Origin of the sequence: Streptococcus oralis, from assembly GCF_001578705.1 — a bacterium.
Taxonomy (GTDB): domain Bacteria; phylum Bacillota; class Bacilli; order Lactobacillales; family Streptococcaceae; genus Streptococcus; species Streptococcus oralis_J.
This window is the reverse complement of sequence record NZ_KQ969038.1, coordinates 12,422-36,729: the sequence shown is the minus strand read 5'-3', so window position 1 is coordinate 36,729 and position 24,308 is coordinate 12,422. Positions and strand designations below refer to the sequence as shown.

The window sequence follows — 24,308 nt, the reverse complement described above, 5'->3', positions numbered from 1 at the left end:
AATTACATAAATTCCTAAAAAGGAGGCGAAAAATGTCTGAGGAAATAAAAAACGAAGAAGTAAAAGAAGAGGAAGTTGTGGAAACAGTTGAAGAAACAACTCCTGAAAAGTCAGAGTTAGACTTGGCAAATGAACGTGCGGACGAGTTTGAAAATAAATATCTTCGTGCTCATGCAGAAATGCAAAATATCCAGCGCCGAGCTAATGAAGAGCGTCAAAACTTGCAGCGCTATCGTAGTCAAGATTTGGCAAAAGCAATCTTACCATCGCTCGATAACCTAGAACGTGCACTTGCAGTTGAAGGATTGACAGACGATGTCAAAAAAGGATTGGAGATGGTGCAAGAGAGCTTGATTCACGCTTTGAAAGAAGAAGGAATCGAAGAAATCGCAGCTGATGGCGAATTTGACCATAACTATCATATGGCCATCCAAACTCTCCCAGCAGACGATGAACATCCAGCAGATACCATCGCCCAAGTCTTCCAAAAAGGCTACAAACTCCATGACCGTATCCTACGCCCAGCAATGGTAGTAGTATACAACTAGGCAATAGAGCTTAAAAATCTTGTCTGAAACGACAATAAACTATGAAGAAAGATAAAAAAGTAGTTCAGCTTTGCAATAGTGAGCGAAGCGAACTAAAGGCGATACTCTTCGCCGTGGCGTTATTTGCGCAAACTTTGAGACCTTAGGCTCAAAGTTTAGTCAAAGAGATTGACGAAGTCAAGCTCTGACGGCGCCGCCACCTAAGAAGGGTATCAAAAAGAAAGAATATAAAATTTAAGGAGAAAAACACATGTCTAAAATTATCGGTATTGACTTAGGTACAACAAACTCAGCAGTTGCAGTTCTTGAAGGAACTGAAAGCAAAATCATCGCAAACCCAGAAGGGAACCGTACAACTCCATCTGTAGTATCGTTCAAAAACGGAGAAATCATCGTTGGTGATGCTGCGAAACGTCAAGCGGTCACAAACCCAGATACAGTTATCTCTATCAAATCTAAAATGGGAACTTCTGAAAAAGTTTCTGCTAACGGTAAAGAATACACTCCACAAGAAATCTCAGCTATGATCCTTCAATACTTGAAAGGTTACGCTGAAGATTACCTTGGTGAAAAAGTAACTAAAGCAGTTATCACAGTTCCTGCTTACTTTAACGATGCTCAACGTCAAGCAACAAAAGACGCTGGTAAAATCGCTGGTCTTGAAGTAGAACGTATCGTTAACGAACCAACTGCAGCCGCTCTTGCTTACGGTTTGGATAAGACTGACAAAGAAGAAAAAATCTTGGTATTCGACCTTGGTGGTGGTACATTCGACGTCTCTATCCTTGAACTCGGCGATGGTGTCTTCGATGTATTGTCAACTGCAGGGGACAACAAACTCGGTGGTGACGACTTTGACCAAAAAATAATCGACCACTTGGTAGCAGAATTCAAGAAAGAAAACGGTATTGACTTGTCAACTGACAAGATGGCAATGCAACGTTTGAAAGATGCAGCTGAAAAAGCTAAGAAAGACCTTTCTGGTGTAACTTCAACTCAAATCAGCTTGCCATTTATCACTGCTGGTGAAGCTGGACCTCTTCACTTGGAAATGACTTTGACTCGTGCGAAATTTGACGATTTGACTCGTGACCTTGTAGAACGTACAAAAGTTCCAGTTCGTCAAGCCCTTTCAGATGCAGGTTTGAGCTTGTCAGAAATCGATGAAGTTATCCTTGTTGGTGGTTCCACTCGTATCCCAGCTGTTGTAGAAGCTGTTAAGGCTGAAACTGGTAAAGAGCCAAACAAATCAGTGAACCCTGATGAAGTGGTTGCCATGGGTGCTGCGATCCAAGGTGGTGTCATTACTGGTGATGTGAAAGACGTTGTCCTTCTTGATGTAACGCCATTGTCACTTGGTATCGAAACAATGGGTGGTGTCTTCACAAAACTGATCGATCGCAACACTACGATTCCAACATCTAAATCACAAGTCTTCTCAACTGCGGCAGACAACCAACCAGCCGTTGATATCCACGTTCTTCAAGGTGAACGCCCAATGGCAGCAGATAACAAGACTCTTGGACGCTTCCAATTGACAGATATTCCAGCCGCTCCTCGTGGAATTCCTCAAATCGAAGTAACATTTGACATCGATAAAAACGGTATCGTATCTGTTAAAGCCAAAGACCTTGGAACTCAAAAAGAACAAACAATTGTTATCCAATCAAACTCAGGTTTGACGGACGAAGAAATCGACCGTATGATGAAAGATGCAGAAGCAAACGCTGAAGCAGATAAGAAACGTAAAGAAGAAGTAGACCTTCGTAACGAAGTAGATCAAGCAATCTTTGCGACTGAAAAGACAATCAAGGAAACTGAAGGCAAAGGCTTCGATGCAGAACGTGATGCTGCACAAGCTGCCCTTGATGACCTTAAGAAAGCTCAAGAAGACAACAACTTGGACGACATGAAAGCAAAACTTGAAGCATTGAACGAAAAAGCTCAAGGACTTGCTGTTAAACTCTACGAACAAGCCGCAGCTGCTCAACAAGCTCAAGCAGGAGCAGAAGGCGCACAAGCAACAGGAAACGCAGGCGATGACGTCGTAGACGGAGAGTTTACGGAGAAATAAGATGTTGAGGCGTTAAGAAAACGAAAGAAAAATAGGAAGCCATCGCCTTGTGCGATGCACAAAAGATGGCTTATCTTTTTTCCGAAGTTTTTAGCCGAAACTCAGTTAAGCATTACTAGTTTGATTTTTAAAACTTGAACGTCGTAATGATAGGAAGAAATCCAGAGGTTGCAACCCAGCCTCTGTTTTTCGGTAAAATAGAGGGTGTAGCTTATGAAAAAAGTACTTTGTGTCCTTTATCCTAATTTTTCTCTTTATGAGATAGCCACTTTAACAAGTACTTTAGCTCTGTCTTTTGACATCACGATTGATTATGTCGCTTCAAATCATTCGATGATTGTCTCTGAAGATGGTTTGCCCTGCCAACCGACGAAGACGTTGAATCAAATACGTCTAGAAGATTATTCTTGTGTCATTTTGCCAGGAATGGTAAATATAGGGTCTGCTCTACAGGATGAAAAATTAAATTCGTTTTTGAGGGGACTCGGCAAGCAGGATATCTTAATTGCAGCCATTTCTTCAGCGCCTATTTTGTTGGCAAAAGCAGGTTTATTGAATGATACGAAATTTACAGGTGGGATTTGGCAAAACTTCTTTGACTATTTTGAATTTGTTCCTCGGGAAAATTTCAAAGCAAAAGCTGTCCTGCAAGATAAAAATATCATTACTGCTATTGGCTTTGCACATCAAGAGTTTGCAAGAAAAGTAATTCTTGGTCTAGGTTTGGCAGAAAATACTGACAACTATTTTAAAGAACAGAACGAATATTCAGAAGAGGACTTGATTTTTACTCTATCGGACAAAGAGTTTGATGAAGTGAAACAGAGTATAGAAAATACTCTCTAATGATTTACTTATAAACTATAGAAAGGAATAAGGGTGTTCGAGTAACTGAACACGGGCTACGGACTGTGTCAAAAAGATAGTTTTTTCTAGGACGTAAGCGTCCGTCGTCAAAACTCTTATTTTGACTGTGTCCGTTTGACGCCCTTTGTATCTTGAATTATGAACAATACTGAATTTTATGATCGTCTGGGGGTGTCAAAAAACGCTTCGGCAGACGAGATCAAAAAGGCTTATCGTAAGCTTTCCAAAAAATACCACCCAGATATCAACAAGGAACCTGGTGCTGAGGAAAAATACAAGGAAGTTCAAGAAGCCTATGAGACTTTGAGTGATGACCAAAAACGTGCAGCCTATGACCAATATGGTGCGGCGGGTGCCAACGGTGGCTTTGGTGGTGCTGGCGGTTTTGGCGGCTTTGACGGAGCAAGTGGCTTCGGTGGTTTTGAGGATATCTTCTCAAGTTTCTTCGGCGGAGGCGGAGCTTCGCGCAATCCAAACGCTCCTCGTCAAGGAGACGACCTCCAGTATCGTGTGAGTTTGACTTTTGAAGAAGCTATCTTTGGAACGGAAAAAGAAGTTAAATACAATCGTGAAGCCAGCTGTCGTACATGTAATGGATCTGGTGCTAAACCAGGAACAAGTCCAGTCACTTGTGGACGCTGTCATGGCGCTGGTGTCATTAATGTCGATACGCAGACTCCGCTTGGTATGATGCGCCGTCAAGTAACCTGTGATGTCTGTCATGGTCGCGGAAAAGAAATCAAAGATCCATGTACAACTTGTCACGGAACGGGTCATGAAAAACAAGCTCATAGTGTACATGTGAAAATCCCTGCTGGTGTGGAAACAGGCCAACAAATTCGCCTAGCGGGCCAAGGTGAAGCAGGATTTAACGGTGGGCCTTACGGAGACTTGTACGTGGTGGTTTCAGTAGAAGCCAGCGATAAGTTTGAACGTGAAGGAACAACTATTTTCTACAAGTTAAATCTTAATATTGTCCAAGCTGCTCTTGGTGATACTGTGGAAATTCCAACCGTGCACGGTGATGTTGAATTGGTTATCCCAGATGGGACTCAGACTGGCAAGAAATTCCGTCTACGTGGCAAAGGAGCTCCGAGCCTTCGTGGTGGTGCCGTTGGTGACCAATACGTTACAGTTAATGTCGTGACTCCGACAGGCTTGAATGATCGCCAAAAAGCAGCGCTTAAAGAATTCGCAGCTGCGGGTGATTTGAAAGTCAATCCAAAGAAAAAAGGCTTCTTTGAGCATATAAAAGATGCCTTTGAAGGAGAATAAAGTAAAAAGAGCCAATTGGCTCTTTTTTTGCGTTATCTTTGAAAATTTAGCATCGAAAAATCATTTTCCAGTTAGCCTGCTATTTATACTTTTGAGTAAGCAGGCCAGCTGCATCCATCTCCCGGATGAGTTGCTTGATTTCCGCTTCTTTACCTGGTTTAACGGTGACGGTATCAATGTGCTTGATTGCTGAATTATCCTGAATATCTACCAAGGTCAAGGCTTTTTCATAGAATACGATTCCCTTTTTTAGACTTTCCTGATCATTCCAAAAGAGAATTGAGTAATTGGGATTAAATTTCTTTCCGATTTCTTGGAGATACTTCTCGCCCTCCTCCTCTAAAAATTGTATTAAACCATGATTGAATAAGTTGTCTCCAACTTTATAGTATGAAATCTCTCCTGTCTGGAGGACATAGACTTCGAGTCGGTTTTTGGAGAGTTTTGGACTTTCTTTTAGGACGGGGTGGCTATTGATGACCTCATCTGAGAAAGTAACATAAAAATGTAAGCCTCCACCCTCAAATTGATACCTTCCATTTGATTCTACTTTCTTAGGAGGCATGTCAAGAGAGATAAAGATTTGTTTTAAGGATTCATTCCCTTTTTGGATGTCACTCGGTGACGCTTTGAAAAGATTGATTAGTAGTAGAAATGCCAGAACTGCAAGGAGACAGAGGCAGCCACAAGGGATTGCGATGACCTTCGCTAGAACTTTTAAAAACTGTTTCACTTTCATTGCCTCCTTTTTCTGTTCAAACCTAGTATCCAAAAAAGAGTTTAAGGAAAGTTGGAGGCTTTCTTATTCTTGTTTTTCTTCTTGGAGGACCGCCATTCTGGTTTGGAAATCCTTTTCCAAGACTTTGAACTTGTAGGTTAGGTCTTTTTGGTATTCCTTGATAAGGGTTTTTTGCCGGTCGATGATTTGTAGACTGTTTTGAATGACATCCAAATCCTCCTTCATAGCTTCGACACGGTCGCTAGTATCCACAAACTCCTCTGTGATGGCTTGGCGATTTTTTACGACAAAATAACTTCCAGCTGCAGCTCCTGCGAATAGCAATAGATTGGATAGTTTCATGGCAACTCCTTAAGCGTTTCTAATGGTTTCAGCGACTTGGGCAAGTTTGTCAAAGTCAGGTTCGTGAGCGATAAAGTCAATCTTGAGGTCATCTTCTGCACCGTAGCGAGGTACGAGGTGCACATGGGTATGAAAGACCGTTTGACCAGCGACTTCCTCGCAATTGGCAATGATATTCATGCCGACAGCCTTGGTAGCCTTCATAACTTTTTGAGCCACTGTTGGCACTTGTGCAAAGAGTTGGCTGGCGCTCGCAGCATTCATCTCCAAGAGATTGCGGTAGTGCTCTTTTGGCACGACTAAGGTGTGTCCAGGCGTTACTTGAGAGATATCAAGAAAGGCAAGAACCTGCTCATCTTCGTATACTTTTGAAGCAGGAATATCCCCTGCGATGATCTTACAAAAAATGCAATCTGACATAAAATCCACCTCTACTGTATTGAATTTTGATATAATATAGCTACATTATACCAGATTCGGAGAAAATATGTTAGAAATTAAAAACCTGACAGGAGGCTATGTTCACGTTCCTGTCTTGAAAGATGTGTCCTTTACAGTTGAAAGTGGGCAGTTGGTCGGTTTGATTGGTCTCAACGGTGCTGGGAAATCAACGACTATCAATGAGATTATCGGTCTGTTGACACCTTACAGTGGGGAAATCAAGATTAATGGTCTCACCTTGCGAGAAGATGCAACCAACTACCGCAAACAGGTTGGCTATATCCCAGAAACGCCTAGTCTGTATGAGGAATTGACCCTCAGAGAGCATATCGAGACGGTTGCCATGGCCTATGGTATTGAGCAAAAAGTGGCTTTTGAGCGAGTAGAATCTTTGTTAAAAATGTTTCGTTTGGATCAAAAATTAGACTGGCTCCCAGTGCATTTTTCCAAAGGGATGAAGCAGAAGGTCATGATTATCTGTGCCTTTGTCGTGGATCCGAGCCTCTTTATCGTAGATGAGCCTTTTCTTGGCCTCGATCCACTCGCTATTTCTGACTTGATTCAGCTTTTGGAAGTGGAAAAGCAAAAAGGCAAGTCTATCCTCATGAGTACCCATGTTCTGGACTCGGCGGAGAAGATGTGTGACGCCTTTGTCATTCTCCACAAGGGAGAGGTGCGTGCCAAGGGGAATCTGGCGCAACTACGCGAAGCCTTTGACATGCCTGAAGCAAGTTTGAATGACATTTACTTGGCTCTGACCAAAGAGGAGGAGCTATGAAAGACTTGTTTTTAAAGCGAAAGCAGGCTTTTCGTAAGGAGTGTGTCGGTTATCTGCGTTATGTTCTAAATGACCACTTTGTCTTGTTCCTGCTAGTTCTTATCGGCTTTCTAGCTTACCAGTATAGTCAACTCTTGCAAGATTTTCCTGAAAATCATTGGCCTATCCTCTTGTTTTTTGGGATTGTATCTGTCTTACTTTTGGCTTGGGGAGGAATCGCGACCTACATGGAAGGACCTGACAAGCTCTTTCTCTTAGTCAGTGAAGAGGAGGTTAAGTCTCACCTCAAAGGGCAGACGATGCGCTCACTGGTCTTTTGGCTCTTTGTCCAAACCCTTTTCTTGCTTTTATTTGCGCCCTTATTTTTAGCCATGGGTTATGGCTTGCCAGTTTTTTTCATCTATGTGCTTTTATTGGGAGCAGCAAAGTACCTAATCTTTCGCCAAAAAGTTAGTAAATTTTTTACAGAGAATGGGCTTGACTGGGACTATGTGATCGCTCAAGAAAGCAAACGCAAGCAAGTCTTGCTTCGTTTCTTTGCTCTCTTTACGCAGGTCAAGGGGATTTCAAATAGTGTCAAACGTCGTGCTTATCTGGATTTCATCCTAAATGTTGTTCAAAAGGTTCCAGGGAAGATTTGGCAAAACCTCTATCTTCGTTCTTATCTGCGAAATGGAGATCTCTTTGCCCTCAGTTTCAGGCTTCTCTTGCTTTCTTTGTTAGCTGAGATCTTTATCGAGCAATCTTGGATTGCGACAGCAGTGGTAATACTGTTTAACTATCTCTTACTCTTCCAATTGCTAGCCCTCTATCACGCCTTTGATTACCAATACTTGACCCAGCTCTTTCCACTAGAAAAAGGGGAGAAAGAAAAGGGTCTGAAACAGGTTGTGCTCGGTGTGGGAAGTGCAGTTCTTTTGCTGGAGCTGCTGGTCGGAGCAGTGGTTTTTCAAGAAAAAATAGCCTTGTTGGCTCTTGTAGGGGCTAGTCTCTTCCTACAATTGTTTTATTTGCCTTACCAACTAAAAAGATTGGTTGACGAATAGACCAAAAACTAGTAGAATAGTAAGGAAACTTTATACGGAGGAAAGAAATGGACTTGGGTGATAATGAGCTAACGCTGACCCCTATACCTGGGAAGAGCGGCAAAGCTTATATGGGAAGCTACCCTGATGGGAAGCGCGTCTTTGTAAAAATGAACACCTCTCCAATCCTACCTGGCCTAGCCAGAGAACAAATCGCTCCTCAATTACTATGGACTCGTCGTTTGCCAGATGGTCGTGATATGTGTGCCCAGGAATGGTTGACGGGTAAAATCTTGACACCTCACGATATGAATCGCAAGCAGATCATCAATATCTTGACACGTCTTCACCGCTCACGTCCCTTGATGAAGCAGTTGAGCCGTTTGGGATATACCATGGAGACTCCATTAGACTTGTTGCAGTCTTGGAGGCAGGAAGCACCCGAAGTCTTGAAACGACATCAGTACTTAAACTCGGTGATTGATGATTTGCGCAGGACAGTTCCAGGTTTTAGGGAAGACCATGCAACGATTGTGCATGGAGATCTTCGCCATAGCAATTGGATTGAGACAGAGAGTGGACTCGTTTATCTAGTGGATTGGGATTCGGTTCGTCTGACGGATCGTATGTTTGATGTAGCGCATATGCTGTGTCATTATATTCCAGAGCAACATTGGCATGATTGGCTAACTTATTACGGTTATAAGTACAATCAGACAGTGTTAGATAAATTGTATTGGTATGGTCAGTATTCTTACTTGAGCCAGATTGCCAAATACTTTGTAAATCAAGATTTAGACAATGTAAACCGGGAGATTTATGCCTTGCGTGTCTTCCGTGACAAGTATGGAAAGAAGAGATGAGAGTTAGAAATCGTAAAGGGGCGACAGAGTTACTAGAGGCTAATCCCCAGTATGTTGTCCTCAATCCCTTGGAAGCCAAAGGGAAATGGCGAGACTTGTTTGGAAATGATCATCCTATTCATGTTGAAGTTGGAAGTGGGAAAGGGGCCTTCATATCAGGAATGGCCAAGCAAAACCCTGACATTAACTACATCGGGATTGACATTCAAAAGTCGGTATTGAGTTATGCCCTGGACAAGGTGCTTGAAGTTGGAGTGCCCAATATCAAATTGTTGTGGGTAGATGGTTCAGATCTGACCGACTACTTTGAAGACGGTGAAATTGATCGTCTCTACCTAAACTTTTCAGATCCCTGGCCTAAAAAACGCCATGAAAAACGTCGTTTGACTTACAAGAGTTTCTTGGATACCTTCAAGCGCATCTTGCCTGAGAATGGGGAAATCCATTTCAAGACAGACAATCGTGGCTTATTTGAGTACAGCTTGGTGAGTTTTTCTCAGTATGGGATGAAGCTCAATGGTGTTTGGTTGGACTTGCATGCCAGTGATTTTGAAGGCAATGTCATGACGGAATATGAGCAAAAATTCTCCAGCAAAGGTCAAGTGATCTACCGAGTTGAGGCAGAATTTTAAGACTAAGCTTGAAAACAAGCCCTTTGAATGCTTTTGCTTTACAAAAAGAATCAAGAGTGTTATACTAATAGCAAGAATATGAAAAAGTGAGGCGGGGAAATATCTTCGCCTCTTGCTTATGAGGAGGTGGACGCAATCGCAACAATCGTAGAATTAGTCAGAGAAGTTGTAGAACCTGTCATTCAAGCACCTTTTGAACTCGTGGATATCGAGTATGGAAAGATTGGCAGTGACATGATTCTCAGTATTTTTGTAGATAAACCTGAAGGAATTACCTTGAACGACACGGCAGACCTGACAGAAATTATCAGTCCTGTCCTAGACACCATCAAGCCCGATCCCTTCCCAGAACAATATTTCCTAGAAATTACCAGTCCAGGATTGGAACGTCCTTTGAAAACCAAGGATGCTGTCGCTGGAGCTGTTGGGAAATACATCCATGTCGGGCTCTACCAAGCTATCGATAAGCAAAAAGTCTTTGAAGGAACCTTGGTATCCTTTGAAGAGGACGAGTTGACCATGGAATATATGGACAAAACACGTAAGAAAACTGTCCAAATTCCATACAGTTTAGTATCAAAAGCACGTTTAGCAGTAAAACTATAGAAAAGAAAGGATAGCTTTTGAGGATTCAAAAGTGAAGAAAACATGAGTAAAGAAATGCTAGAGGCCTTCCGCATTTTGGAAGAAGACAAGGGAATCAAAAAAGAAGACATCATCGACGCAGTAGTAGAGTCGCTTCGTTCCGCTTATCGCAGACGCTATGGTCAATCTGATAGCGTAGCCATTGACTTCAACGAAAAAACAGGTGACTTTACTGTCTATACTGTCCGTGAAGTTGTTGATGAAGTATTTGATAGCCGTTTGGAAATCAGCTTGAAAGATGCCCTTGCTATTAATTCAGCCTATGAGCTTGGTGACAAAATCAAGTTTGAAGAAGCACCAGCTGAGTTTGGTCGTGTAGCAGCCCAATCTGCTAAACAAACCATTATGGAAAAAATGCGCAAGCAAACACGTGCTATCACCTACAATACTTACAAGGAACATGAACAAGAAATCATGTCTGGTACAGTAGAACGTTTTGACAACCGTTTCATCTATGTCAACCTTGGCAGCATCGAAGCCCAATTGTCAAAACAAGACCAAATCCCTGGAGAAGTTTTTGCTTCCCATGATCGTATCGAAGTTTATGTTTACAAGGTTGAAGACAACCCTCGTGGTGTCAACGTCTTTGTTAGCCGTAGCCATCCAGAAATGATCAAACGCTTGATGGAGCAAGAAATTCCAGAAGTTTATGATGGAACTGTTGAAATCATGAGTGTGGCTCGTGAAGCGGGTGACCGTACCAAGGTTGCAGTTCGTAGTCACAATCCAAACGTGGACGCTATCGGGACAATCGTTGGACGTGGTGGTGCTAACATCAAGAAGATCACCAGCAAATTCCACCCAGCTCGTTACGATGCCAAGAGCGACCGCATGATTCCTGTAGAAGAAAACATTGACGTTATTGAGTGGGTAGCGGATCCAGCTGAATTTATCTACAATGCCATCGCACCTGCAGAGGTTGACCAAGTTATCTTTGATGAAAATGACAGCAAACGTGCCTTGGTCGTTGTACCTGATAACAAGCTTTCTCTTGCCATCGGTCGTCGTGGACAAAACGTTCGCTTGGCAGCTCACTTGACGGGTTACCGTATCGATATCAAGTCTGCAAGTGAGTTTGAAGCTATGGAAGAAGCTGGTCAAGTGGATTACGCAGCTGCGGACGAATTGATCGAAGAATAAAAGCTGCTAGAGGAGGGAAAGATGAAAACAAGAAAAATCCCTTTGCGCAAGTCTGTTGTATCCAACCAAGTGATTGATAAGCGTGATTTGCTCCGTATTGTCAAGAACAAGGAAGGACAGGTCTTTATCGATCCAACAGGCAAGGCCAATGGTCGTGGCGCTTATATCAAGCTAGACAATGCAGAAGCCCTAGAGGCAAAAAAGAAGAAAGTCTTTAACCGCAGCTTTAACATGGAAGTGGAAGAAAGCTTTTATGACGAGTTGATCGCTTATGTGGATCACAAAGTGAAAAGAAGAGAGTTAGGACTTGAATAAGCAAAAGATAAGCAATCTCTTGGGACTTGCTCAACGAGCAGGTCGGATCATATCGGGTGAGGAATTGGTGGTCAAGGCCATTCAAGACCAGAAAGCCAAGCTAGTCTTTCTGGCTCATGATGCTGGTCCCAATCTGACCAAGAAGATTCAAGATAAAAGTGACTATTATCAAGTAGAAGTTATAACCGTGTTTTCAACACTGGAATTAAGCATAGCAGTTGGAAAATCGCGAAAGGTTTTGGCTGTGACAGATGCTGGATTTACAAAGAAAATGAGGTCTCTTATGGAATAGAAGAGGAGGACATGATTTGTCTAAGAAAAGATTGTACGAAATCGCAAAAGAACTTGGAAAAGAAAGTAAAGAAGTTGTAGCGCGTGCAAAAGAGTTGGGCTTGGATGTGAAAAGCCACTCATCGAGCGTGGAAGCTGCTGCTGCTGAACAAATCGCAGCTAGCTTTAAACCTGCACCTGCTCCTAAGGCAGAAGCAAAACCTGCAGCACCAAAAGTAAGTGTAGAAAAGAAAGCAGAAAAGCCTGTATCAGCTAAACCAGTAGCTGCTAAGAAAGAAAGCAAATCAGCTATACCTGCAGCTCCTAAGGAAGAAACAGTAGTGGCAGCAAGACCACAAAGTCGAAACTTCAAGGCGGAGCGTGAGGCACGTGCCAAAGAGCAGGCAGAGAGACGCAAACAAAACAAGGGCAATAACCGTGACCAACAACAAAACGGCAACCGTCAGAAAAATGACGGCCGTAATGGTGGCAAACCTGGTCAAGGAAACCGCGATAATCGCCGATTTAACGACCAAGGGAAAAAACCACAAGGTCAAGGAAATCGTGGCAATGATCGCCGTCAGCAACAAGACTTCCAGCCAAAACAAGCTGGACCACGTGTTGACTTTAAAGCCCGTGCGGCAGCCCTAAAAGCAGAGCAAAATGCAGAGTACGCACGCTCAAGCGAGGAGCGCTTCAAACAATCGCAAGCTGCCAAAGAAGCCTTGGCTCAAGCTAACAAACGCAAGGAGCCTGAGGAAATCTTTGAGGAAGCTGCTAAGCTAGCTGAACAAACGCAGCCAGCCGTAACAGTAGCTCCAGTAGCGAAAGAAGCGCCAGTGGATACACGTCGTAAAAAACAAGCTCGACCAGACAAAGAACGTGACGATTATGATCACGAAGAAGATGGTCCTAGAAAACAACAAAAGAATCGAAGTAGTCAGAATCAAGTGAGAAATCAAAGAAATAGTAACTGGAATAACAACAAAAAGAATAAAAAAGGGAACAAGCAAAACAACCGTAACCAGACTCCAAAACCTGTTACAGAGCGTAAGTTCCACGAATTGCCAACGGAATTTGAGTATACAGATGGTATGACTGTTGCGGAAATCGCAAAACGTATCAAACGTGAACCAGCAGAAATCGTTAAGAAACTCTTTATGATGGGTGTGATGGCCACACAAAACCAATCCTTGGATGGAGAAACCATCGAACTCCTCATGGTGGATTACGGCATCGAAGCCAAACAAAAGGTTGAAGTGGATAATGCCGACATCGAACGTTTCTTCGTCGAAGATGGCTATCTCAATGAAGATGAATTGGTTGAGCGTCCACCAGTTGTAACCATCATGGGACACGTTGACCATGGTAAAACAACCCTCTTGGATACCCTTCGTAACTCTCGTGTTGCGACAGGTGAAGCAGGTGGTATCACTCAGCATATTGGTGCCTACCAAATCGTGGAAAATGGCAAGAAGATTACCTTCCTTGATACACCAGGGCACGCAGCCTTTACCTCTATGCGTGCGCGTGGTGCTTCTGTTACCGATATTACCATCTTGGTCGTTGCGGCAGATGACGGGGTTATGCCTCAGACTATCGAAGCCATCAACCACTCAAAAGCGGCCAACGTTCCAATTATCGTAGCTATCAACAAGATTGATAAACCAGGTGCCAACCCAGAACGTGTTATCGGTGAATTGGCAGAGCATGGGGTTATGTCAACAGCTTGGGGTGGAGATTCTGAGTTTGTCGAAATCTCAGCCAAATTCAACCAAAATATCGATGAACTCTTGGAAACAGTCCTTCTTGTAGCTGAAATCCAAGAACTCAAGGCAGACCCAACAGTTCGTGCGATTGGTACGGTTATCGAAGCGCGCTTGGATAAAGGAAAAGGTGCAGTTGCAACCCTTCTTGTTCAACAAGGTACCTTGAATGTCCAAGACCCAATCGTTGTCGGAAATACCTTCGGTCGTGTCCGTGCCATGACCAATGACCTTGGTCGTCGTGTTAAGGTTGCAGGCCCATCAACGCCGGTTTCTATCACAGGTCTAAACGAAGCGCCAATGGCGGGTGACCATTTTGCCGTTTACGAGGATGAAAAATCTGCGCGTGCAGCAGGTGAAGAGCGTGCGAAACGTGCCCTCATGAAACAACGCCAAGCTACCCAACGTGTCAGCCTTGAAAACCTCTTTGATACGCTTAAAGCTGGTGAACTTAAGTCGGTTAACGTTATCATCAAGGCCGACGTACAAGGTTCTGTCGAAGCCCTTTCTGCCTCACTTCAAAAGATCGATGTAGAAGGTGTCAAAGTTACTATTGTCCACTCGGCAGTCGGTGCTATCAATGAATCTGACGTGACCCTTGCGGAAGCTTCAAATGCCTTTATCGTTGGTTTCAACGTACGCCCTACACCACAAGCGCGTCAACAAGCGGAAGCTGACGATGTAGAAATCCGTCTCCACAGCATTATCTACAAGGTTATCGAAGAGATGGAAGAAGCCATGAAAGGGATGCTTGATCCAGAATTTGAAGAAAAAGTTATCGGTGAAGCAGTTATCCGTGAAACCTTCAAGGTATCTAAAGTAGGAACCATCGGTGGATTTATGGTTATGAGTGGTAAGGTTACCCGTGATTCTAAAGTTCGTGTCATCCGTGACGGTGTCGTTATCTATGACGGCGAACTCGCAAGCTTGAAACACTACAAAGACGACGTCAAAGAAGTTACAAACGGTCGTGAAGGTGGATTGATGATCGATGGCTACAATGACATCAAGACTGATGATGTGATTGAGGCTTATGTCATGGAAGAAATCAAGAGATAATAGAGAAACGATAGCCGATTTGACTCGTCGTCAACAGCGCCTTGATGAACCCTTAGTTCTATCTAAGGCTTGTTTCCTAGATTCAAATGGCTCTAGTTCCTCTATCTAACAGAAATAGCTAGGTCTGCTGGCCTAGCTTTTGGTTCAAAGTAGAGAAAGGAATATCATGGCAAATCATTTCCGTACGGATCGTGTGGGCATGGAAATCAAGCGTGAAGTCAATGAGATTTTGCAAAAGAAAGTCCGTGATCCGCGTGTCCAAGGTGTGACCATTACAGATGTTCAGATGCTAGGTGACTTGTCTGTTGCCAAGGTTTACTATACCATTTTGAGTAACCTTGCTTCGGATAACCAAAAAGCACAAATCGGGCTTGAAAAAGCAACTGGTACCATCAAACGTGAACTTGGTCGCAATTTGAAATTGTACAAAATCCCAGATTTAACCTTCGTCAAAGATGAATCCATTGAATATGGAAACAAGATTGACGAGATGCTACGCAATCTGGATAAAAATTAAGAAAGAGGGGTTGCCCCTCTTTTTTAGTGTTTGCTAGTCAGGCTTATGGTATAATATAAGCAGGAAAATCATTTTAGAACATACATGGAGGTCGTCATGGATAATATCATCGATGTGTCAATTCCCGTTGCAGAAGTGGTGGACAAGCATCCAGAAGTCTTGGAAATCCTAGTGGAGCTGGGTTTTAAACCACTTGCTAATCCCTTGATGCGCAACACAGTCGGTCGCAAAGTATCGCTCAAACAAGGTTCTAAGCTCGAAGGAACTCCTATGGACAAGATTGTCCGCACACTGGAAGCGAATGGCTACGAAGTGATTGGATTAGACTAATGGCAGATGAACGGATTCATATCCTACGGGATATTTTGTTAGAATTGCACAATGGCGCCTCTCCTGAGTCAGTTCAGGAACGTTTTGATGCGACCTTTACAGGTGTCTCGGCAATTGAGATTTCTCTCATGGAGCACGAATTGATGAACTCAGATTCAGGAGTCACCTTTGAAGATGTCATGGAGCTTTGTGATGTCCATGCTAATCTTTTTAAAAACGCTGTAAAGGGTGTCGAAGTAGAGGATACCGAACACCCTGGTCACCCAGTTCGCGTCTTCAAGGATGAAAATCTGGCCCTCCGTGCTGCCTTGATTCGCATTCGGAGATTGTTAGATACCTATGAGTCTATGGAAGACGAGGAAATGCTGGCGGAGATGCGCAAGGGTTTGGTCCGTCAAATGGGGCTTTTGGGGCAATTTGATATCCACTACCAGCGCAAGGAAGAGCTCTTCTTTCCCATCATGGAGCGCTATGGTCACGATTCACCTCCAAAAGTTATGTGGGGAGTGGATGACCAGATTAGGGAACTCTTTCAAACAGCTCTAACGACAGCCAAGTCACTTCCAGAAGTGTCGATTAGTAGTGTAAAAGAAGACTTTGAAGCTTTTGCGACAGAGTTTGAAAGTATGATTTTCAAGGAAGAGTCCATCCTTCTCATGATTCTCCTTGAGTCCTTTACTCAGGATGACTGGCTTCAGATTGCGGAGGAGAGTGACGCCTATGGCTATGCCATCATCCGTCCGTCTGAGAAATGGGTTCCAGAACGCCAGAGCTTTGTTGAGGAAAAGAGTGCAGAGGAGCCCGTGCAACTAGACACGGCTGAAGGTCAAGTGCAGCAAGTTATCGATACACCAGAAGGACAGTTCACCATTACCTTTACCCCTAAGGAAAAGGAAGCAGTGCTGGACCGCCATAGTCAACAGGCTTTTGGGAATGGCTATCTCTCAGTTGAGCAGGCCAACCTCATCCTCAATCACCTCCCCATGGAGATTACCTTTGTCAATAAAGACGATATTTTCCAGTATTACAATGACAATGCGCCAGCTGATGAGATGATTTTCAAACGGACACCATCTCAAGTCGGGCGTAATGTAGAACTCTGTCATCCGCCCAAGTACCTAGAAAAGGTGAAGGCCGTTATGAAAGGTCTTCGTGAAGGTAAAAAGGACAAGTATGAAATGTGGTTCAAGTCAGAGTCGCGAGGCAAGTTTGTCCACATCACCTATGCCGCCGTACACGATGAAAACGGAGAATTCCAAGGAGTGTTGGAGTATGTTCAGGATATTCAGCCCTACCGTGAGATTGATACGGACTATTTCCGTGGATTAGAATAAGGAGAATCAATGAGTTACGAACAGGAATTTATGAAGGAATTTGAAGCTTGGGTCAATACCCAGATTATGATCAACGACATGGCGCACAAGGAAAGTCAAAAGGTCTACGAGGAAGATCAAGACGAGCGTGCCAAAGATGCCATGATTCGCTACGAAAGCCGCTTGGATGCCTACCAGTTCTTGCTGGGTAAGTTTGAAAACTTCAAGGCAGGCAAGGGATTTCATGATTTGCCAGAAGGATTGTTTGGCGAGCGAAATTATTAAAATAGTGATACTTTCTTGATTTTTTATCGAAATCTTGATAGAATATCTTTATTAAATCCTTGTCAGATCAGGGATTTTTTATTGAAAGGATTTTATCATGTCAAAGAAACTCCAACGTAAAAAACAATTGCGAAATAGCCTTCGTCGCTCAGGTGCCTTTTCAAGTACGGTGACTAAGGTTGTAGAAGAGACCAAGAAAGTCGTGAAACACGCAGAAAAATCTGCTAGCGAAGCAGGAAAAGTTGTCTCTAAAAAAGTGGAACAAGCAGTAGAAGTAACTAAAGAACAAGCTCAAAAAGTAGCCAATTCAGTAGAAGATTTCGCAGCTACTTTGGGAGGCCTCTCGGTAGATCGTGCTAAGACTTTCTATGATGAAGGCATCAAGTCGGCTGCTGACTTTAAAAACTGGACTGAAAAAGAACTCCTTGCCTTGAAAGGAATTGGCCCTGCTACCATCAAGAAATTAAAAGAACACGGAATCAGTTTCAAGTAATCTTTCTTGAGCCTTGCTTTTCCGAGAAAAAATTGCTACAATAGAGCCATTAGAGGTGTTTTGGATTCCACATTTTACAGAAAGTGGCGGTGCTGAGAAGTCCACAAATGTGTCAAAACTGGTTGCTGATGGATGAAAAATGAAATAAAAAGTCTTTTTGTTTTAAAGACAAGAGTTGCGGGCAACTGCCCGAAGTTGGGTGGTACCGCGGATAAGCACATTCGTCCCTGTCATGTAGATGGCAGGGGCGATTTTTTGTAGAAAGCGAGGCAGGAAAATGACCAGAGCAGAGTTGCCAGAACGAATAGAAACCGAGCGACTTGTCTTGCGAGTCCGTACAGTGGCGGATGCTGAGGATATCTTTGACTATGCCAGTTGTCCAGAAGTCTCTTACCCAGCAGGTTTTCTACCTGTCAAGACCTTGGAAGATGAGATTTATTACCTAGAACATATCCTTCCCGAGCGTAATCAAAAGGATAATCTCCCAGCAGGCTACGGAATTATCGTTAAAGGAACCGATACAATCATTGGTTCTGTCGATTTCCCCTGTCGCTACGAAGACGATGTTCTGGAGATTGGCTATACCTTGCACCCAGACTATTGGGGACGAGGATATGTCCCAGAAGCAGCACGTACCTTGATTGATTTAGCTTTTAAAGAATTGAATCTTCATAAAATTGAATTGTCTTGTTTTGGCTACAATGTCCAAAGTCAACGAGTCGCAGAGAAGCTTGGCTTCACTCTAGAAGCTCGCATAAGGGACCGCAAAGATGCCCAAGGAAATCGCTGTGACAGTCTGATATATGGCTTGCTGAAGAGTGAGTGGGAGAGTTTTTAATGAGTAAGATATATTCTTGTTTTTATATGCTTTAAGGGAGACATGATGAGAAGTAGTCATAATCAAATATTAGATGCCTGGATTACAGTAGAACAATTATCAGAAGGGAATATTGAAAAAAGTGATTCTAAGTATAAGATTTTTCAAGGTGATGATTATCAATCAATATTAAAAGATTTTTTTAAACGTCAAAAATTAAAATCCAGTTCAGGGATTGCTGTTTATTGTGGAATTTTCCCTTTTCGAAAAATTATTGAAGTGTTAAGAGGCAAATACAATTTAAAAGCGACGGAGGAAGAATTGGGAAGAGCTTCTTATAAATTTACTTTTGCTCTATACTTTGATAAAGATTTGAAGTTCTTGGCTGATAAGTTTTTTTTAACCATGAGTGGGCAAATTTTCAAAAATAGGGAATTGCCTAAAGATTTTTTAATAGCAGAAAATGAGCTTCGAGAACAGTTAGGTCAGACGTTTCTTGATGGAGAGTTCAATGAAGTTTTTAGTAAACTTCTCAAAAAGTATGAGATTTCACCAAGTGATTGCAGATATTATTTTGTTAAGAATTTCGATGACGAAATAAATTTACATTCATTTTTTCTAAAGGATTTGAAATATGCAAAATCAATTTATAATGAAAATCTCAATCGTTATTTATCAGGATCCGATTCTGTAAGGGTCAATCTGGACGGCAATAAAGAATCATCCTATTTTAATCCCAAAGATTTAGAAACTATACTTGAACCGAAAAATTATCCATTAGGAAGATTTCCTAGTAACCCTAAATATGCTCTGTCCATGATGCAACAAGTAGCTGTAAATTTAGCTTCGAATGCGGATGAAGATGTGAGAAGTGTCAATGGTCCTCCGGGAACTGGTAAAACGACACTTTTAAAAGATATTTTTGCAGATCTGGTAACGGAACAGGCGAGAATTATTAGTGAATTATCGGCTCCTAAGCTTAAAGGGAATCTAGTTTGTCATGACAAATCTGATCTTATTGCAAAATTACCAAAAGAAATTGCAGAAAAGGGAATCGTAGTTGCAAGTTCTAATAATGGTGCTGTTAAAAATATTGTTAATGAATTACCCCAAAGAAAAGAAATTTATCAGAAATTAAATTGGTTAGATGAATTAAAGAAAATTGATTATTTTGCTGAAATCAGTAATGATTTATTGTTAGAAGATGAAGATGTTTCTAACGACAAAAAATATTGGGGATTGTTTTCGATAGAAGGTGGAAAAAAACAGAATAGAGACCGTCTGCAAAATGTTTTAAAAGCAATACGACAAGAGTTGAATTCGGATAAATTTCAATCGAATCCATCAGTATACGAAGAGTTTAAAATTCAATATCAGAAGCTATTTGATAAAAGAGAAAAGATGCAAGATATAGCAGATAAGATTCGATTGCATGTAAAATTGAAAAATGCTTACCAGCAGGTTGAGATAGAGTTTCATCAGGATGATGCCCAAAGACGTTCAGAACTATCTAAAATACGGGATAAACATATTCAATTAGAAAATAGTAAAAAGGAAATAGAATCTGAGCTGTTTGAGCATGAGCGTCTTATTTCTATGTTAAATGTTAACAAACAGATAGCAGCACAAGATGTTGAGTTGATAAAATTACAAGCTCCACGTTTCTTATGGTTAAAAAGACTTTTCACACCATCGAAATTAGATACTTATTTTACGAGATTGAATCAAGCGAATGAAAGTCTAAAAGCAGAACTGAAGAAAGTACATGATGAAAGTCAATATTGCCACGGTTTGCAAAAAGAGATAAAAATGCATGAACTTGAATTAAATCAATTGAGTCAAAGGCAACAGAGATATAATGAATGGAAATCTAAACAAGAAGATAAATTAATTCGTCATCAGGAAAAAATTTTGAAATTACAATCGGAACTTGCTACATACCCTGTTAAAAAGTTGAATTTTTCTGTTCCATATGAAGAACTACAAGTATCAAATTTTTGGTTTGATGATGACTATCGAGAAGAGCAGAGTCGTTTGTTTATTAAAGCACTGGCAGTTAGGAAGCAATTTATATATGACAATAAAAAGCATTTTGAAAAAGCATTATGGATTTGGGAGAAGCCTCAAAACTATTCAATGAGAGATAATGCTAGTGATTTATATAAAGCTGCGTGGGATTGGGTCAATTTCACTGTTCCAGTTATTAGTACAACTTTTGCAAGCTTTAATTCCATGTTTCGGTGTTTGCCTGAAAATAGTATCGGTAATGTATTTATTGATGAAGCTGGTCAGGCATTACCTCAAGCAAGTGTGGGGGCTATTTTTAGAAGTAAACGTATTATGGCTGTTGGAGATCCTTCTCAAATACAACCAGTACAGACTATGGATAAAAATATTTTAGGATTTTTAGCACAGCACCACAAGATAGCCTTTAAATATCTTGTATCATCAACGCAAGAATTGATGGATTCTGCTAGTAGATATGGTTTTAAAAAACAAGATGGGACATGGATAGGACTTCCTCTCTGGGTTCATCGTCGTTCTAGTGATCCGATGTTCAGTATTTCCAATAAAATTTCTTATGATAATTTAATGGTTCAAGGAAAGGAAGAAGCTCGAGGTCTGGGAGAATGGTTTGACGTTGGTGGAGGTGCTAAGGATAAATTTGTTCCTGAGCAAGCTGATTATTTGAAAGAAGAGTTGCAGAAAAGACATGAGGAATTTGATGATATCTATGTCATTACTCCTTTTAAAAATGTATCGGTTCAACTAGCAAAAGAACTAGATAAAATCGGTTTCACAAAGCGGGAAAATGGAAAACCTATAAATGTAGGGACGGTACATACTTTCCAAGGAAAAGAAAATAAGATTGTATATTTTGTGCTTGGAGCAGATAATATGAGTGAGGGGGCTGCTCGTTGGGCTGTCTCTGAACCCAATATTTTAAACGTTGCAGCGACTAGAGCTAAAGAAGAGTTTTATATTATTGGGAATAAATCTCTTTACAAAGCCACACAGAGCCCTATTATAAGAGATACTATTGATATTTTAGATGCTTATCAAAGTAGCTTAGAAATTAACTAGAAAGGACACACACATGTCTAAAGAACTTTCACCTAAATACAATCCAGCCGAGGTTGAGGCTGGTCGTTACCAAAAATGGCTTGATGCGGATGTTTTCAAGCCTTCTGGCGATAAAAAGGCTAAGCCTTATTCTATCGTCATTCCACCACCAAACGTAACTGGTAAACTTCACCTTGGTCACGCTTGGGACACGACTCTCCAAGATATCATCATCCGTCAAAAACGCATGCAAGGCTTTGATACGCTTTGGCTTCCAGGTATGGACCACGCTGGAATTGCAACTCAAGCTAAGGTTGAGGAGCGCTTGCGTGGTGAGGGTATTTCCCGCTATGACCTCGGTCGTGAGAAATTCCTAGAGAAAGTCTGGGAATGGAAAGACGAGTATGCCACTACTATCAAGGAACAATGGGGCAAGATGGGCCTCTCTGTAGATTACTCTCGTGAGCGTTTCACTCTTGATGAAGGTCTGTCAAAAGCCGTCCGCAAGGTCTTTGTCGACCTTTACAAGAAAGGCTGGATCTACCGCGGTGAGTTTATCATCAACTGGGACCCAGCAGCTCGCACAGCTCTTTCTGATATCGAGGTGATTCACAAGGATGTCGAAGGTGCCTTCTACCACATGAACTACATGCTAGAAGACGGTTCACGCGCCCTTGAAGTTGCGACAACTCGTCCTGAGACCATGTTTGGGGACGTTGCGGTTGCGGTCAATCCAGAAGACCCGCGCTACAAGGACTTGATTGGTAAAAATGTCATCCTTCCAATCGCTAATAAACTAATTCCAATCGTTGCTGACGAACACGCTGACCCTGAGTTTGGTACTGGTGTCGTGAAAATCACACCTGCCCACGATCCAAACGACTTCTTGGTTGGTCAACGCCATAACTTGCCACAAGTTAACGTCATGAACGACGACGGAACCATGAACGACTTGGCCTTCGAATTTGCTGGCATGGACCGTTTTGAAGCTCGTAAGGCAGTCGTTGCTAGGTTGGAAGAAATCGGTGCCCTCGTTAAAATCGAAAAACGTGTTCACAGTGTTGGTCACTCAGAGCGTACAGGTGTAGTGGTTGAGCCACGCTTGTCTACTCAATGGTTCGTCAAGATGGACCAATTGGCTAAGAATGCCATTGCCAACCAAGACACAGACGACAAGGTAGAATTCTACCCACCTCGTTTCAACGATACCTTCCTCCAATGGATGGAAAATGTCCATGACTGGGTTATCTCTCGCCAGCTCTGGTGGGGTCACCAAATCCCTGCTTGGTACAATGCTGAGGGTGAAATGTACGTCGGTGAAGAAGCTCCAGAAGGTGACGGTTGGACTCAGGACGAAGACGTCTTGGATACGTGGTTCAGTTCTGCCCTTTGGCCATTCTCTACCATGGGCTGGCCGGATGTCGACTCAGAAGACTTTAAACGTTATTATCCAACATCAACTTTGGTGACTGGTTATGATATTATTCCGTTTTGGGTGTCTCGGATGATTTTCCAAGGTTTGGAATTTACTGGCAAGTCGCCATTCAAAAATGCCTTGATTCATGGTCTCATTCGTGATGAGCAAGGACGCAAGATGTCGAAATCTCTCGGTAACGGGATTGATCCAATGGATGTTATTGATAAGTACGGAACAGATAGCCTTCGTTGGTTCCTTTCAAACGGTTCTGCACCAGGGCAAGACGTGCGTTTCTCTTACGAGAAAATGGATGCTTCATGGAACTTCATTAACAAGATTTGGAACATCTCTCGCTACATCCTCATGAACAATGAAGGTTTAACCCTTGAACAAGCAACTGCCAATGTGGAAAAAGTTGTCAACAAGGAAGCTGGAAATGTCACAGACCGCTGGATTCTCCACAACCTCAATGAAACGATCGGAAAAGCAACTGCCAACTTTGACAAGTTTGAGTTTGGTGTGGCTGGACACATCCTCTATAACTTCATCTGGGATGAGTTTGCGGACTGGTACGTTGAATTGACCAAGGAAGTCCTTTATAGCGATAACGAAGAAGAGAAAGTTATCACACGTTCTGTTCTCCTTTATACTTTGGACAAGATCCTTCGTCTCCTTCACCCAATCATGCCATTCGTGACCGAGGAAATCTTTGGACAAATCTCAGAAGGCTCTATCGTTACAGCAGCATACCCAACTGTCAACCCAGCCTTTGAAGACCTTGCGGCTCACACTGGTGTCGAAAGCCTCAAAGACTTGATTCGGGCTGTTCGGAATGCGCGTGCTGAAGTAAACGTTGCTCCAAGCAAGCCTATCACCATCCTTGTCAAGACAAGCGATAGCGACTTGGAAGCTTTCTTTAACAGCAATGTCAACTACATCAAACGCTTCACAAATCCAGAACACTTGGAAATCGCATCAACTATCCCTGCACCTGAACTCGCCATGTCAAGCGTCATTACTGGAGCAGAAATCTACTTGCCACTAGCAGACCTCCTCAATGTCGAAGAAGAACTCGCTCGTCTCGACAAGGAACTGGCTAAATGGCAAAAAGAACTGGATATGGTTGGTAAGAAGCTCTCTAACGAACGCTTCGTAGCCAACGCAAAACCAGAAGTCGTCCAAAAAGAACGCGATAAACAAGCCGACTACCAAGCAAAATACGACGCGACCGTCGCACGTATTGATGAGATGAAGAAGTTGGTGAAATAAACACAGAAACACGGTGGTGAGCCGT

Annotated in this window: 24 protein-coding genes; 21 read left to right on the top strand and 3 right to left on the bottom strand. The window is 42.4% G+C overall.

What is annotated here, in order from left to right:
* Positions 1–32: 32 nt before the first annotated feature.
* The 4 genes from grpE (at position 33) to dnaJ (ending at position 4,764) form a co-directional block, all read left to right on the top strand.
* On the top strand, positions 33–548 hold the full coding sequence (grpE, locus tag SORDD05_RS06030) for a nucleotide exchange factor GrpE (protein WP_001288016.1): 516 nt from the start codon (positions 33–35) through the stop codon (positions 546–548).
* Positions 549–798: 250 nt separating this feature from the next.
* Positions 799–2,622 (top strand): molecular chaperone DnaK, encoded by a 1,824-nt coding sequence (gene dnaK / locus SORDD05_RS06025; protein ID WP_000034661.1) that lies wholly within the window; start codon positions 799–801, stop codon positions 2,620–2,622.
* Positions 2,623–2,835: 213 nt separating this feature from the next.
* Positions 2,836–3,468 (top strand): DJ-1/PfpI family protein, encoded by a 633-nt coding sequence (locus SORDD05_RS06020; protein WP_061417942.1) that lies wholly within the window; start codon positions 2,836–2,838, stop codon positions 3,466–3,468.
* 159 nt (positions 3,469–3,627) lie between these two features.
* Positions 3,628–4,764: a molecular chaperone DnaJ gene (gene dnaJ, locus SORDD05_RS06015; RefSeq protein ID WP_061417939.1), complete on the top strand. Its 1,137-nt coding sequence runs from the start codon at positions 3,628–3,630 to the stop codon at positions 4,762–4,764.
* Between the two features lie 79 nt (positions 4,765–4,843).
* On the opposite strand, the gene SORDD05_RS06010 is transcribed toward dnaJ, so the two are convergent.
* The 3 genes from SORDD05_RS06010 to SORDD05_RS06000 all read right to left on the bottom strand — a co-directional run bounded on the left by SORDD05_RS06010 (position 4,844) and on the right by SORDD05_RS06000 (position 6,265).
* Positions 4,844–5,503, bottom strand: coding sequence for a hypothetical protein (locus tag SORDD05_RS06010; RefSeq protein ID WP_061417936.1), 660 nt, complete (start codon positions 5,501–5,503; stop codon positions 4,844–4,846).
* Between the two features lie 63 nt (positions 5,504–5,566).
* Positions 5,567–5,845, bottom strand: coding sequence for a hypothetical protein (locus SORDD05_RS06005; protein ID WP_061417934.1), 279 nt, complete (start codon positions 5,843–5,845; stop codon positions 5,567–5,569).
* A 9-nt stretch (positions 5,846–5,854) separates the two neighbouring features.
* A complete protein-coding gene (locus SORDD05_RS06000) occupies positions 5,855–6,265 on the bottom strand; it encodes an HIT family protein (protein ID WP_061417930.1) in 411 nt (136 codons plus the stop codon).
* 67 nt (positions 6,266–6,332) lie between these two features.
* Between SORDD05_RS06000 and SORDD05_RS05995 the strand changes: the two genes are divergently transcribed.
* From SORDD05_RS05995 to SORDD05_RS05915, 17 genes are all read left to right on the top strand, one after another.
* The gene (locus SORDD05_RS05995; protein WP_061417927.1) at positions 6,333–7,064 is read left to right on the top strand and encodes an ABC transporter ATP-binding protein; all 732 of its coding nucleotides are present in this window, start codon (positions 6,333–6,335) and stop codon (positions 7,062–7,064) included.
* A complete protein-coding gene (locus SORDD05_RS05990; protein WP_061417924.1) occupies positions 7,061–8,110 on the top strand; it encodes an ABC transporter permease in 1,050 nt (349 codons plus the stop codon). Before SORDD05_RS05995 ends, SORDD05_RS05990 begins: the two co-directional genes overlap by 4 nt.
* Positions 8,111–8,157: 47 nt before the next feature.
* On the top strand, positions 8,158–8,952 hold the full coding sequence (gene ccrZ, locus SORDD05_RS05985; protein ID WP_061417921.1) for a cell cycle regulator CcrZ: 795 nt from the start codon (positions 8,158–8,160) through the stop codon (positions 8,950–8,952).
* Positions 8,949–9,584 carry a tRNA (guanosine(46)-N7)-methyltransferase TrmB gene (trmB, locus tag SORDD05_RS05980; protein WP_033583646.1) on the top strand — a complete coding sequence of 212 codons (636 nt, stop codon included), beginning with the start codon at positions 8,949–8,951 and terminating at the stop codon, positions 9,582–9,584. The genes ccrZ and trmB overlap by 4 nt, the downstream gene beginning before the upstream one ends.
* A gap of 126 nt (positions 9,585–9,710) precedes the next feature.
* Positions 9,711–10,190, top strand: a complete 480-nt coding sequence (gene rimP / locus SORDD05_RS05975; RefSeq protein WP_000338695.1) for a ribosome maturation factor RimP — start codon at positions 9,711–9,713, stop codon at positions 10,188–10,190.
* Positions 10,191–10,232: 42 nt separating this feature from the next.
* Positions 10,233–11,369 carry a transcription termination factor NusA gene (gene nusA / locus SORDD05_RS05970; RefSeq protein WP_000032277.1) on the top strand — a complete coding sequence of 379 codons (1,137 nt, stop codon included), beginning with the start codon at positions 10,233–10,235 and terminating at the stop codon, positions 11,367–11,369.
* Positions 11,370–11,390: 21 nt separating this feature from the next.
* Positions 11,391–11,684 (top strand): RNase P modulator RnpM, encoded by a 294-nt coding sequence (gene rnpM / locus SORDD05_RS05965; RefSeq protein WP_061417918.1) that lies wholly within the window; start codon positions 11,391–11,393, stop codon positions 11,682–11,684.
* Complete coding sequence (locus SORDD05_RS05960; RefSeq protein WP_001041396.1) at positions 11,677–11,976, top strand: YlxQ-related RNA-binding protein; 300 nt, start codon at positions 11,677–11,679, stop codon at positions 11,974–11,976. Before rnpM ends, SORDD05_RS05960 begins: the two co-directional genes overlap by 8 nt.
* A gap of 16 nt (positions 11,977–11,992) precedes the next feature.
* Positions 11,993–14,779, top strand: coding sequence for a translation initiation factor IF-2 (gene infB, locus SORDD05_RS05955; RefSeq protein WP_061417915.1), 2,787 nt, complete (start codon positions 11,993–11,995; stop codon positions 14,777–14,779).
* A gap of 166 nt (positions 14,780–14,945) precedes the next feature.
* Positions 14,946–15,296 (top strand): 30S ribosome-binding factor RbfA, encoded by a 351-nt coding sequence (gene rbfA, locus SORDD05_RS05950; protein ID WP_001273601.1) that lies wholly within the window; start codon positions 14,946–14,948, stop codon positions 15,294–15,296.
* A gap of 96 nt (positions 15,297–15,392) precedes the next feature.
* Positions 15,393–15,626 carry a DUF1858 domain-containing protein gene (locus SORDD05_RS05945; RefSeq protein WP_000368739.1) on the top strand — a complete coding sequence of 78 codons (234 nt, stop codon included), beginning with the start codon at positions 15,393–15,395 and terminating at the stop codon, positions 15,624–15,626.
* Complete coding sequence (locus SORDD05_RS05940; protein ID WP_061417912.1) at positions 15,626–16,960, top strand: DUF438 domain-containing protein; 1,335 nt, start codon at positions 15,626–15,628, stop codon at positions 16,958–16,960. Before SORDD05_RS05945 ends, SORDD05_RS05940 begins: the two co-directional genes overlap by 1 nt.
* A gap of 9 nt (positions 16,961–16,969) precedes the next feature.
* Positions 16,970–17,224, top strand: a complete 255-nt coding sequence (locus tag SORDD05_RS05935) for a DUF1912 family protein (protein WP_000119707.1) — start codon at positions 16,970–16,972, stop codon at positions 17,222–17,224.
* 97 nt (positions 17,225–17,321) lie between these two features.
* Positions 17,322–17,717 carry a helix-hairpin-helix domain-containing protein gene (locus SORDD05_RS05930; RefSeq protein ID WP_061417909.1) on the top strand — a complete coding sequence of 132 codons (396 nt, stop codon included), beginning with the start codon at positions 17,322–17,324 and terminating at the stop codon, positions 17,715–17,717.
* 277 nt (positions 17,718–17,994) lie between these two features.
* Positions 17,995–18,555: a GNAT family N-acetyltransferase gene (locus tag SORDD05_RS05925; RefSeq protein ID WP_061417906.1), complete on the top strand. Its 561-nt coding sequence runs from the start codon at positions 17,995–17,997 to the stop codon at positions 18,553–18,555.
* A 45-nt stretch (positions 18,556–18,600) separates the two neighbouring features.
* A complete protein-coding gene (locus SORDD05_RS05920; RefSeq protein WP_061417903.1) occupies positions 18,601–21,618 on the top strand; it encodes a DEAD/DEAH box helicase in 3,018 nt (1,005 codons plus the stop codon).
* Between the two features lie 13 nt (positions 21,619–21,631).
* The gene (locus SORDD05_RS05915) at positions 21,632–24,283 is read left to right on the top strand and encodes a valine--tRNA ligase (RefSeq protein ID WP_061417900.1); all 2,652 of its coding nucleotides are present in this window, start codon (positions 21,632–21,634) and stop codon (positions 24,281–24,283) included.
* Positions 24,284–24,308: the final 25 nt, after the last annotated feature.

Excerpts from the sequence above, each read along its gene's own strand:
- SORDD05_RS06005 (WP_061417934.1), bottom strand. The coding sequence starts at position 5,845 with ATGAAACTATCCAATCTATTGCTATTCGCAGGAGCTGCAGCTGGAAGT.
- SORDD05_RS06020 (WP_061417942.1), top strand. The coding sequence starts at position 2,836 with ATGAAAAAAGTACTTTGTGTCCTTTATCCTAATTTTTCTCTTTATGAG.
- SORDD05_RS05990 (WP_061417924.1), top strand. The coding sequence starts at position 7,061 with ATGAAAGACTTGTTTTTAAAGCGAAAGCAGGCTTTTCGTAAGGAGTGT.
- dnaK (WP_000034661.1), top strand. The coding sequence starts at position 799 with ATGTCTAAAATTATCGGTATTGACTTAGGTACAACAAACTCAGCAGTT.
- ccrZ (WP_061417921.1), top strand. The coding sequence starts at position 8,158 with ATGGACTTGGGTGATAATGAGCTAACGCTGACCCCTATACCTGGGAAG.
- grpE (WP_001288016.1), top strand. The coding sequence starts at position 33 with ATGTCTGAGGAAATAAAAAACGAAGAAGTAAAAGAAGAGGAAGTTGTG.
- SORDD05_RS05935 (WP_000119707.1), top strand. The coding sequence starts at position 16,970 with ATGAGTTACGAACAGGAATTTATGAAGGAATTTGAAGCTTGGGTCAAT.
- SORDD05_RS05915 (WP_061417900.1), top strand. The coding sequence starts at position 21,632 with ATGTCTAAAGAACTTTCACCTAAATACAATCCAGCCGAGGTTGAGGCT.
- SORDD05_RS05945 (WP_000368739.1), top strand. The coding sequence starts at position 15,393 with ATGGATAATATCATCGATGTGTCAATTCCCGTTGCAGAAGTGGTGGAC.
- SORDD05_RS05920 (WP_061417903.1), top strand. The coding sequence starts at position 18,601 with ATGAGAAGTAGTCATAATCAAATATTAGATGCCTGGATTACAGTAGAA.
- SORDD05_RS05995 (WP_061417927.1), top strand. The coding sequence starts at position 6,333 with ATGTTAGAAATTAAAAACCTGACAGGAGGCTATGTTCACGTTCCTGTC.
- SORDD05_RS05940 (WP_061417912.1), top strand. The coding sequence starts at position 15,626 with ATGGCAGATGAACGGATTCATATCCTACGGGATATTTTGTTAGAATTG.
- trmB (WP_033583646.1), top strand. The coding sequence starts at position 8,949 with ATGAGAGTTAGAAATCGTAAAGGGGCGACAGAGTTACTAGAGGCTAAT.
- nusA (WP_000032277.1), top strand. The coding sequence starts at position 10,233 with ATGAGTAAAGAAATGCTAGAGGCCTTCCGCATTTTGGAAGAAGACAAG.
- dnaJ (WP_061417939.1), top strand. The coding sequence starts at position 3,628 with ATGAACAATACTGAATTTTATGATCGTCTGGGGGTGTCAAAAAACGCT.
- rnpM (WP_061417918.1), top strand. The coding sequence starts at position 11,391 with ATGAAAACAAGAAAAATCCCTTTGCGCAAGTCTGTTGTATCCAACCAA.
- SORDD05_RS05930 (WP_061417909.1), top strand. The coding sequence starts at position 17,322 with ATGTCAAAGAAACTCCAACGTAAAAAACAATTGCGAAATAGCCTTCGT.
- SORDD05_RS06000 (WP_061417930.1), bottom strand. The coding sequence starts at position 6,265 with ATGTCAGATTGCATTTTTTGTAAGATCATCGCAGGGGATATTCCTGCT.
- SORDD05_RS05925 (WP_061417906.1), top strand. The coding sequence starts at position 17,995 with ATGACCAGAGCAGAGTTGCCAGAACGAATAGAAACCGAGCGACTTGTC.
- rbfA (WP_001273601.1), top strand. The coding sequence starts at position 14,946 with ATGGCAAATCATTTCCGTACGGATCGTGTGGGCATGGAAATCAAGCGT.
- SORDD05_RS06010 (WP_061417936.1), bottom strand. The coding sequence starts at position 5,503 with ATGAAAGTGAAACAGTTTTTAAAAGTTCTAGCGAAGGTCATCGCAATC.